An 8813-nucleotide genomic window follows, 5' to 3' on the forward strand; every position below is an offset into this window, starting at 1 on the left:
TTGGTTTTTTAAGGAAAGTAAAAAATGATGATTTTATATTCCGGCGCGACGTGCCCGTTTTCTCAGCGTTGCCGGGTGGTCCTATTTGAAAAAGGGATGGACTTTGAAATCCGAGATGTTGATCTTTTCAATAAACCGGAAGATATTGCAGTCATGAATCCATATGGCCAAGTGCCAATTTTAGTGGAGCGTGACCTGATTCTATACGAGTCAAATATCATTAACGAATATATTGATGAGCGGTTTCCTCATCCGCAGTTGATGCCCGCAGATCCAGCACAACGCGCGCGCGCTCGTCTTTTTCTGTTTAACTTTGAAAAAGAATTGTTTGTGCACGTCACTACGCTTGAATCGGCTAAAGGCCGCTCAACTGACAAGACCCATGAAAAAGCGCGTCATGCCATTCGCGATCGTTTAACTCAATTAGCGCCGATTTTTATTAAAAACAAATATATGCTGGGCGAAGAGTTTTCGATGTTGGACGTAGCTATTGCGCCATTGCTATGGCGCCTTGATTATTTTGGCATTGAACTTTCAAAGAATGCGGCGTCACTAATGAAGTACGCGGAGCGGATCTTTAGCCGTCCAGCCTTCATTGAAGCATTGACCCCTTCAGAAAAGGTCATGCGTCGTTAATCTGGTTTAAGGTGTATGCGATATAGCTGTATATGCATATAGCCCAGTGCGCTTTGCTTGTGGCAGGCGCACTGACCATCATTTCAAGGATGTCGAATGCAGCAAGCGATTTCAACCAAACCTTATCTATTGCGCGCACTTTATGAATGGTGCACCGATAATAGTTATACCCCGCATATTGTGGTGCGAGTAGATAACCAAGCTCGAGTTCCGCGTGAGTTCGTCCATGACGGCGAGATTGTGCTTAATATCAGTTTTAGCGCAACGAGCGGGTTGCAAATGCGCAATGACTGGATTGAATTCAATGCACGATTTTCTGGTAGAGCCCATAAAATAGAAGTGCCGGTTGAGAATGTGCTGGCTATTTATGCACTAGAAAATGGTCAAGGTATGGCCTTTCCAGTAGATGCGTCGTCGTCGAACAACGCAGCGGATGCGTCTAGCGCGGAAAATACTGATCTACTCTCTGTATTGGACGAGCCATCAACGGAAACCTTACTAGCTAAGGAGAAGCAAGATGATAATAACGGTAAGAAAAAAAGTGGGCGCTCGCATCTAAAGATTGTTAAATGAGGAAAAATATTGGCTATTAAATTGGCGGTATAGGTTGCTGTGCAAGTTTAATCTCCATTGAGAAACGGGGCAGCTGATTGAAATTGCTGGATAGTGCAATTTCAGCATAAATTAAGTGAGCAGATTGCTCGCAATGCGTTATAATTCGGGTCTTGCCGGCTTAGCTCATCTGGTAGAGCAGTTGATTTGTAATCATCAGGTAGCGGGTTCGAGTCCTGCAGCCGGCACCATAAAAATTCTTATAAATCAAAGATTTACGTTTTTTGAGAAGTTACTTTTTACCCCTGACTTTCCTCCATTTTTGATCGGAATGGTAGCATTCCTTTAGCAAAAAGCGCGACAGCTTTTTTCCTTCTGGCTATCTAGTAAATTTCCAAAGAAAACTTTTCTTAAATTCTCTTAATAGTCAGAATTTAGCCTGATTATTACTCTAATGCGGCTGCTTTAACTTAATCGCTTTGTCAAAGCAGCCGCACATCTTCACAACTCAGATACGCGCGTTTGCCTAAACATTAAACAAAAAATTCATCACATCTCCATCGCGTACTTTGTACTCCTTCCCCTCAGCTCGCATTTTGCCTGCCTCTTTTGCGCCTTGCTCGCCTTTATAAGCAATGAAATCGTCAAATGCGATTGTCTGCGCACGAATAAAGCCACGCTCAAAATCAGTGTGAATCACCCCAGCTGCTTGAGGTGCAGTATCCCCTATGCGGATGGTCCAAGCGCGTACTTCTTTAACGCCTGCCGTGAAATAAGTTTGTAATCCAAGCAATTTAAAGCCGGCACGAATCACGCGGTTGAGCCCTGCTTCATCCATCCCCATATCGGCCAAGAAGATGGCTTTATCTTCGTCAGGCAGCTCAGAAATTTCTGCTTCAATCGCCGCACATACTGCAACGACTGGCGCTTTTTCCGATTCTGCATGGTGTTTGACCATGTCAAACAAGGGATTGTTATCAAAGCCATCCTCTTTCACATTGGCGATATACATGGTTGGCTTGGCGGTGATTAGACATAAGGTTTTGAGTAAGACGCGTTCATCGTCCGACAAATCAAGTGCGCGCACAGGCTGTACGGCATCTAGCTGTTTTTGTATTTTCTCGAGCAAAATGACATACTTTGCTGCTTCCTTATCGCCACCTGATTTCGCTGCTTTTGAATAACGTGATAACGCTTTTTCAACCGTGCCTAAATCCGCTAGCGCAAGCTCAGTATTAATCACTTCAATATCCGCGAGGGGATTAATTTGACCTGCGACATGCACTACATTCGGGTCATCAAAGCAGCGTACAACATGGGCGATAGCGTCCGTTTCACGGATATTGGCTAGAAATTTATTGCCAAGTCCTTCACCTTTCGAGGCGCCTGCAACTAAGCCTGCAATATCGACAAATTCAACAATCGCAGGCACGGTACGCTCGGGCTTGACAATATCGGCGAGGGCCGTCAGTCGTTCATCGGGTACTTCGACTATCCCCACGTTTGCTTCGATCGTGCAAAATGGGTAGTTTTCGGCGGCAATGCCGGCTTTGGTTAGGGCGTTAAAAAGAGTCGACTTGCCGACGTTAGGCAGGCCGACGATGCCGCATTTGAGACTCATGACATCCTTTCAGAGATAAGGCCTGTTTTACAGGCGAGCAATAAGAATAAGTAAAATGGATGGCTATAATAGCAGGATGATCGAATCTCAAAGTTTTCAGATAGTTGTAGTGGGGGGAGGGCTGGTTGGTAAAACAGCTGCTCTGGCATTTGCGCAATTGGGGTTGCGGGTGGCTTTGCTCGCTCCGACAGTGAGTGTACCGGCGGCTTTTAATTCCCGTGTTTATGCGCTTTCGGCAAGCGCTCAAACTTTATTTGAGCAATTACGGATCTGGCAGGCCCTCGATCCTGCGCGCTTGGCTCCTGTCTACGATATGCGTATCTATGGCGATGCATTGGCTGAGTTGCACTTTTCCGCTTTTCAGGCGCATGTGCCGCGGTTGGCATGGATCACTGAAGCCTCGTTGCTTGAGTTGGCATTGGATACGGCGCTGCGGTTTCAGCCGAGTTTGGTTTGGCTAGATCGCCGTGCGCATCATTTTTCGGTTTTGCCTGAGCGAGCTTTACTTGAGTTGGATGATGGCCAAGTGCTCAACACTCAGCTTGTGGTTGGCGCGGATGGCGCCCAATCGTGGGTACGTACTCAAATGGGGGGGAAGCTTGTGCGGCGCGATTATCAGCAAATAGGCATTGTCGCTAACTTTAAGACTGAAAAGCCACATCGTGAAACGGCTTATCAATGGTTCCATAAGGGCGAACTTATTGCCTTATTGCCATTGCCGGAGAATCATGTATCGCTTGTCTGGTCAGCGCATGAGCAGCATGCCCAAGACTTGCTGGCACTGGATGAAATTGCTTTTTCAGCTGAGCTTGAAGCGGTCGTAGGAAATCGGTTTGGTGCCCTTAAGTGTGTGTCTCAGAGACAAGGTTTTCCGCTCAGTTTGCAAAAGGTTGAGCGTCTGATTGCACCACGGGTCGCGCTGGTCGGGGATGCTGCGCATTTGATTCATCCTCTGGCGGGCCAGGGGATGAATCTTGGTTTACGCGATGTGGCGGAATTAGCTCAGGTTCTCGCCGGCAAAGAGCCATTTCGGGATTTGGGCGACATGACGCTACTACGCCGTTATGAACGTTCTCGGCGCGAGGATATTCAGAAATTGTCGCTCGTAACAGATGGTTTGCATCGACTTTTTTCATGGCCTGGTGGGTTTGTGCGCGGCATACGCAACGCCGGCCTGACGTTATTGAACCAGCAATCTTTTATCAAGCGCAAATTGGTTGCCTCCGCACTGGGTTTATGAAGCCAATACACTATACGATTATTCCTAAACATCCCGCAGCACATCTTTTTGAAGTGACGCTCACGGTGCTTGATCCTGACCCGGTAGGGCAGCGTTTTATGCTGCCCGTGTGGATTCCAGGCAGCTATAAGGTGCGTGAATTCGCGCGCCATATCGTGACCATAAAGGCGCACTCGGTAGCCACAGGGCGCCAGGTTCCGCTGCAGAAAATTGATAAGCATAATTGGCAAGCAGCGCCGGTTAAAGGGGCGTTGATACTGACTTATGAGGTGTACGCGTGGGAGCTGTCGGTGCGTGCTGCCCACCTTGATGACACCATTGGTTTTTTTAATGGCACGAGTGTTTTTTTAGCCGTGCTTGGCCAGCAGGCGGCACCTTGTTGTGTTGAGATAAAAGCGCCGCTTGGAACGGCATATCACGACTGGCGGGTTGCAACTACATTGGCTGAAGCCGAAGCTACACACCGCCATGGTTTTGGTGAATATCGCGCAGCTAACTACGATGAATTGATTGATCATCCAGTCATGTTGGGTGAGTTTGCGCTAGCGTGTTTTAACGCTTATCAGGTAGCGCATGAAGTCGTCATTGGGGGCAAGGTTTCAGCGCTTGATTTGGCGCGTTTAACGCAGGATTTGCAGCGTATCTGCGAAACGCAAATCGCATTTTTTGAGCCGCAGACAAAAGGTGCGCCGTTTAAGCGTTATATGTTTATGACCATGGCGCTGACCGACGGTTTCGGTGGTCTTGAGCATCGCGCTTCGTCAGCTTTGATTTGTAAGCGTAGTGATTTACCGGCTATCGGGTGTGCGCCAGACAAGATAACGGATGGGTATCGCGATTACCTTAGTTTGTGTAGTCACGAATATTTTCATAGTTGGAATGTGAAACGGATCAAGCCGACTACATTTGCACCCTATGATCTTGCCCATGAAAATTACACGACGCTACTCTGGTTATTTGAAGGTTTCACCTCTTATTATGATGATCTGATGCTGGTGCGCAGTGGGCTCATGAGCATGCCGGATTATTTTGCGTTGCTGGGTAAGACCCTGGCAAAAGTGTTGCGCGGTAGTGGCCGGTTTAAGCAAAGTGTTGCTGAGAGCTCATTTGATGCTTGGACTAAATATTATATGCAAGATGAGAATGCAGCCAATGCGATTGTGAGTTATTACCAAAAGGGGGCGTTGATTGCGCTGGCTTTTGACCTTGCCATCCGAGCCCAGACTAAATCTACTCGATCGCTGGATGACGTGATGCGGTTGCTATGGCAGCGCTATGGCCGCGATTTTTATCAGCACCAACCGGTGGGCATTACTGACGATGAAATTGAGGCTCTATTACATGAAGCCACGGGTGTTGATCTCTCAGAGTTGTATCAGGAAGCAGTGTATGGCACTAATGATTTGCCACTAACAGAGTTATTGGCGCCATTCGAGGTGACGCTTGAGGCTGAGGTGGCAAACCATTTGCCGTCACTTGGCATGCGCGTGCGCGAGGGTGTGTGGGTTGAGGTTGTATATGAGGGCGGTGCCGCGCAACGAGCTGGCTTGTCAGCAGGGGATAGATTGGTTGCGCTTGACGGCTTGCGCGTGCATGGCAGTAATCTCGATGCGTTGCTTGCTCGCTACCAAACAGCAGATCAGTTTGACGTGCATATTTTCCGGCGTGATGAATTGCGTTGCGTGCAGCTCACACTTGACCCGCCAGAGGTTGCGAGTTACCGCTTACATCCTTCGGAGTCGCGCAGTGAGGCGTGCAAATGGCGCGCTGCATGGTTATCTGGATAAGCGTACTTAAATTGCTTGCATATCTCCCAAATTTGGTTAATAATTAAACCGATCAGATTATTCTGTGAGGGAAAAAATGGCGCATGCGCTCAATTTGAAAGAGCTGAGGAACTTGGTGATGGCAATAGCAATATTTGATACTTTAAAGTTTTCTAAGCGCTTAAAGGAAGCGGGTGTTCCAAGTGCTCAAGCTGAGGCTGAAGCAGAGGTTCTGTCAGAGATATTTGCCGTCAATTTGCAAGAATTGCCAGCCAAAGAAGATTTGCATGCAGTCAAAGAAGAACTGCGGCATGAGATTAGTGATTTACGTAAAGATATGGACCTCAAGTTTGAGCAAACAATATCTACTCTTCGAGGTGAAATATCAGGCTTAGGTAATAACCTTCGAGGTGAAATATCTGGTCTGCGAGAGGAAGCATCTAGTAATAAGTTTGAGCTTCTAAAATGGTTTATTGGAATCGCTATTGCGCAGGTTGGTTTGATTATCGGCATATTGAAATTTTTGCCGGGCAATATTTAGTCTGATGCCGCGGTTTAGGACAATTCAGACTAATAAGACAAATCTGCAGTTGCGGGCAGCCGCCAATTAATTGCGGGCCGTTGAGTATTGACTAAATATTCGTTGGCGAGCTTAAAATGCTGGCAGCCGAGAAAACCTCGATACGCAGAGAGTGGGGATGGATGAGGGGCTTCGAGTATTTTATGCTTGCTTGGATCTAGCAATACGCGTTTAGTTTGCGCGTGTGAGCCCCAAAGTAGGAAAATCAAACGCTCATGTTGGGCGGCAAGCTGCTGAATTAGCGTATCAGTACACGATTCCCATCCCCGTTTTGCATGGCTACCCGCGCGGCCGCGCTCTACGGTTAAAACGGTATTCAATAAGAGTACGCCCTGACGCGCCCAACTTTCTAGGCAGCCATGCGAGGGTATTGGGTGGCCAAAGTTAGCGTTAAGTTCTTTGAAAATATTGCGTAATGACGGAGGAGGGCGGACGCCAGGCGGCACTGAAAATGCAAGCCCATGCGCCTGAGGAATGCCGTGTTCTTCGCCGTGATAGGGATCTTGGCCGATGATCACTACTTTTACCTCGGCTGGCGATGTCAAATTTAATGCATGAAACACATCGTTTGGATAAATCGTCTTACCTTGTGCGCGTTCGCCATCCACAAAACGGCACAGTGCCGGATAACTTGGGCTGCCGATAAATGGCGTCATGCAATCGCGCCATGCAATCGGCAGCGCGGTAAATTGAGAGGCTAAGCCGGTTTCAAGTTGGGTAATACACATAATCAATTAATAAGTTGCCGCGCGATCCAGAAAATTCTTCAATAAAGCGTGTCCATGTTCCGTCAGAATCGATTCAGGATGAAACTGTACACCTTCAAGCGCCAGTGTTTTATGCCTGATGCCCATAATCTCTCCATCAACGGTGGTAGCCGTGATGTCTAGGCAAGCGGGTAAAGTCGCCCGTTCTAGCGCGAGGGAGTGATAGCGGGTTACCTTAAAGCGCCTTGGTAAATGCGTAAAGATGCCCTTGCCATCGGTTTCAATCTCGCTGGTTTTGCCATGCATGATGGTTTGTGCGCGGACCACGCGACCACCGCAGGCGGCACCAATCGCCTGATGTCCAAGGCAGACCCCAAGAATAGGCAGTTTGCCAGTAAATTCACGCAGTACCTCAAGGGTGATGCCGGCGTGATGCGGATCGCTTGGGCCGGGCGATAAGCAGAGATAAGTAGGATTTAAAGCCGCGATTTCAGCCAGCGTAATTTCATCATTGCGTACAGTCAGAACTTCTTCGCCTAACTCGCCAAAATATTGCACGAGATTGTATGTAAAGGAATCGTAATTGTCGATCATCAGCAACATCTTAAAACCCCATGTCTAATCACCGCCAATCACCAGAATCCGGTTGTAGCCTTTAGCGGCAAGGGAGAGGAATTCAATTTTGGTCATTTTGATAACTGATGACGCATGGCCTCGATGACGGTTCGATAATCGGGTTGTCCAAAAATCGCCGAGCCAGCGACAAAGGTATCTGCCCCCGCTGCTGCAATGGCTGCGATGTTATCAAGCTTGACGCCGCCATCTACTTGAAGGCGGATCTCGCGTCCGGTTTTAGCCGTATGCGCGTCAATGCGAGTACGCACGGCCCGCAATTTATTGATCGCTTCAGGAATAAATGATTGACCGCCAAAACCAGGGTTCACCGACATAATCAAAATCAGATCAAGTCGATCCATCAGATGATCAAGGTAATGCAGCGGAGTCGCTGGATTAAAAGCAAGACCTGCTTGGCAGCCATGATCTCGAATGAGCGTGAGAGTGCGGTCAATATGGTCAGAAGCTTCTGGATGAAAACTAATAATATTAGCGCCTGCTTTAGCAAAATCAGAGGCAATTCGATCTGTTGGTCGCACCATCAAATGCACATCAATTGGTACTTTAGCGTGTGGGCGGATGGCCTCGCAGACCATCGGGCCGACAGTTAAATTCGGCACATAGTGGTTATCCATCACATCAAAATGAATCCAGTCGGCGCCAGCGTCAATGACTTGACGCACCTCTTCGCCAAGACGGGCAAAGTCGGCAGATAAAATGCTTGGGGCGATTCGATATTGCTTCATAAAATGGGTGTGAGTAAAGAGTGTGTCAGCAGGGAAAAACAACACTCGGTATTCTACCTGCCTTAGTCGACAACAGTTTTAAAGAACATGGATAGCGTTGATATTTGAGGATGTATGAGGATGTATCGGTTCAATCAAAGGGGCGAGCGCATCGTTTATCCTGCTATTCCATGAGAAGCTTGAGGCCGTGTAATGAAGGGTTGCGGCTAGGCGCTGCTTCAAGCACAATTGAAATTTTTCCTTGCTCCACAATCCGAACAAAACAAATGAGCCAATACGAATTCAGCGTTTCAGCGCAAGCTAATTATTTACCAGAACAATCAGAACCCGATCAGCATCAGTTCGCTTTT

The 8813-nt window shown here is 47.8% G+C and carries 10 protein-coding genes and 1 tRNA gene (1 of these 11 running past the window's edge); 7 read left to right on the top strand and 4 right to left on the bottom strand.

Translation table 11 applies throughout. From position 1 onward, the window contains the following. Window positions 1–24: 24 nt before the first annotated feature. The 3 genes from NQD60_RS01460 to NQD60_RS01470 all read left to right on the top strand — a co-directional run bounded on the left by NQD60_RS01460 (window position 25) and on the right by NQD60_RS01470 (window position 1439). On the top strand, window positions 25–636 hold the full coding sequence (locus NQD60_RS01460) for a glutathione S-transferase N-terminal domain-containing protein (protein ID WP_223693438.1): 612 nt from the start codon (window positions 25–27) through the stop codon (window positions 634–636). 96 nt (window positions 637–732) lie between these two features. After that, window positions 733–1209 (top strand): ClpXP protease specificity-enhancing factor, encoded by a 477-nt coding sequence (locus NQD60_RS01465; RefSeq protein ID WP_257100769.1) that lies wholly within the window; start codon window positions 733–735, stop codon window positions 1207–1209. Between the two features lie 154 nt (window positions 1210–1363). Beyond that, window positions 1364–1439: transfer RNA gene (locus NQD60_RS01470), tRNA-Thr, on the top strand. A 275-nt stretch (window positions 1440–1714) separates the two neighbouring features. Here NQD60_RS01470 and ychF read toward each other — a convergent pair. Beyond that, window positions 1715–2809, bottom strand: coding sequence for a redox-regulated ATPase YchF (ychF, locus tag NQD60_RS01475; protein WP_257100770.1), 1095 nt, complete (start codon window positions 2807–2809; stop codon window positions 1715–1717). Between the two features lie 76 nt (window positions 2810–2885). Between ychF and NQD60_RS01480 the strand changes: the two genes are divergently transcribed. The 3 genes from NQD60_RS01480 (at window position 2886) to NQD60_RS01490 (ending at window position 6356) form a co-directional block, all read left to right on the top strand. Next, window positions 2886–4049 (top strand): UbiH/UbiF family hydroxylase, encoded by a 1164-nt coding sequence (locus NQD60_RS01480; RefSeq protein ID WP_257100771.1) that lies wholly within the window; start codon window positions 2886–2888, stop codon window positions 4047–4049. Continuing rightward, window positions 4046–5836, top strand: coding sequence for a M61 family metallopeptidase (locus NQD60_RS01485; RefSeq protein ID WP_257100772.1), 1791 nt, complete (start codon window positions 4046–4048; stop codon window positions 5834–5836). Before NQD60_RS01480 ends, NQD60_RS01485 begins: the two co-directional genes overlap by 4 nt. 76 nt (window positions 5837–5912) lie before the next feature. Beyond that, entirely contained in the window at window positions 5913–6356 is a 444-nt protein-coding gene (locus tag NQD60_RS01490) for a CCDC90 family protein (protein WP_257100773.1), read from the top strand. Between the two features lie 29 nt (window positions 6357–6385). Here the strand turns inward: NQD60_RS01490 and NQD60_RS01495 are convergent, their stop codons facing one another. The 3 genes from NQD60_RS01495 to rpe all read right to left on the bottom strand — a co-directional run bounded on the left by NQD60_RS01495 (window position 6386) and on the right by rpe (window position 8463). Continuing rightward, on the bottom strand, window positions 6386–7123 hold the full coding sequence (locus tag NQD60_RS01495; protein ID WP_257100774.1) for a uracil-DNA glycosylase: 738 nt from the start codon (window positions 7121–7123) through the stop codon (window positions 6386–6388). Between the two features lie 6 nt (window positions 7124–7129). Continuing rightward, window positions 7130–7705 (bottom strand): aminodeoxychorismate/anthranilate synthase component II, encoded by a 576-nt coding sequence (locus NQD60_RS01500; protein WP_257100775.1) that lies wholly within the window; start codon window positions 7703–7705, stop codon window positions 7130–7132. 83 nt (window positions 7706–7788) lie between these two features. After that, the gene (gene rpe, locus NQD60_RS01505; protein ID WP_257101227.1) at window positions 7789–8463 is read right to left on the bottom strand and encodes a ribulose-phosphate 3-epimerase; all 675 of its coding nucleotides are present in this window, start codon (window positions 8461–8463) and stop codon (window positions 7789–7791) included. Window positions 8464–8729: 266 nt separating this feature from the next. Between rpe and apaG the strand changes: the two genes are divergently transcribed. Continuing rightward, a protein-coding gene (apaG, locus tag NQD60_RS01510) for a Co2+/Mg2+ efflux protein ApaG (protein WP_257100776.1) crosses the window boundary here: on the top strand, window positions 8730–8813 show its beginning. 291 nt of this gene lie beyond the right edge of the window; the window shows 84 of its 375 coding nt (coding positions 1–84); the start codon lies at window positions 8730–8732; its stop codon lies beyond the right edge, outside the window.

This window comes from Mycoavidus sp. SF9855, from assembly GCF_024582735.1.
GTDB lineage: Bacteria > Pseudomonadota > Gammaproteobacteria > Burkholderiales > Burkholderiaceae > Mycoavidus.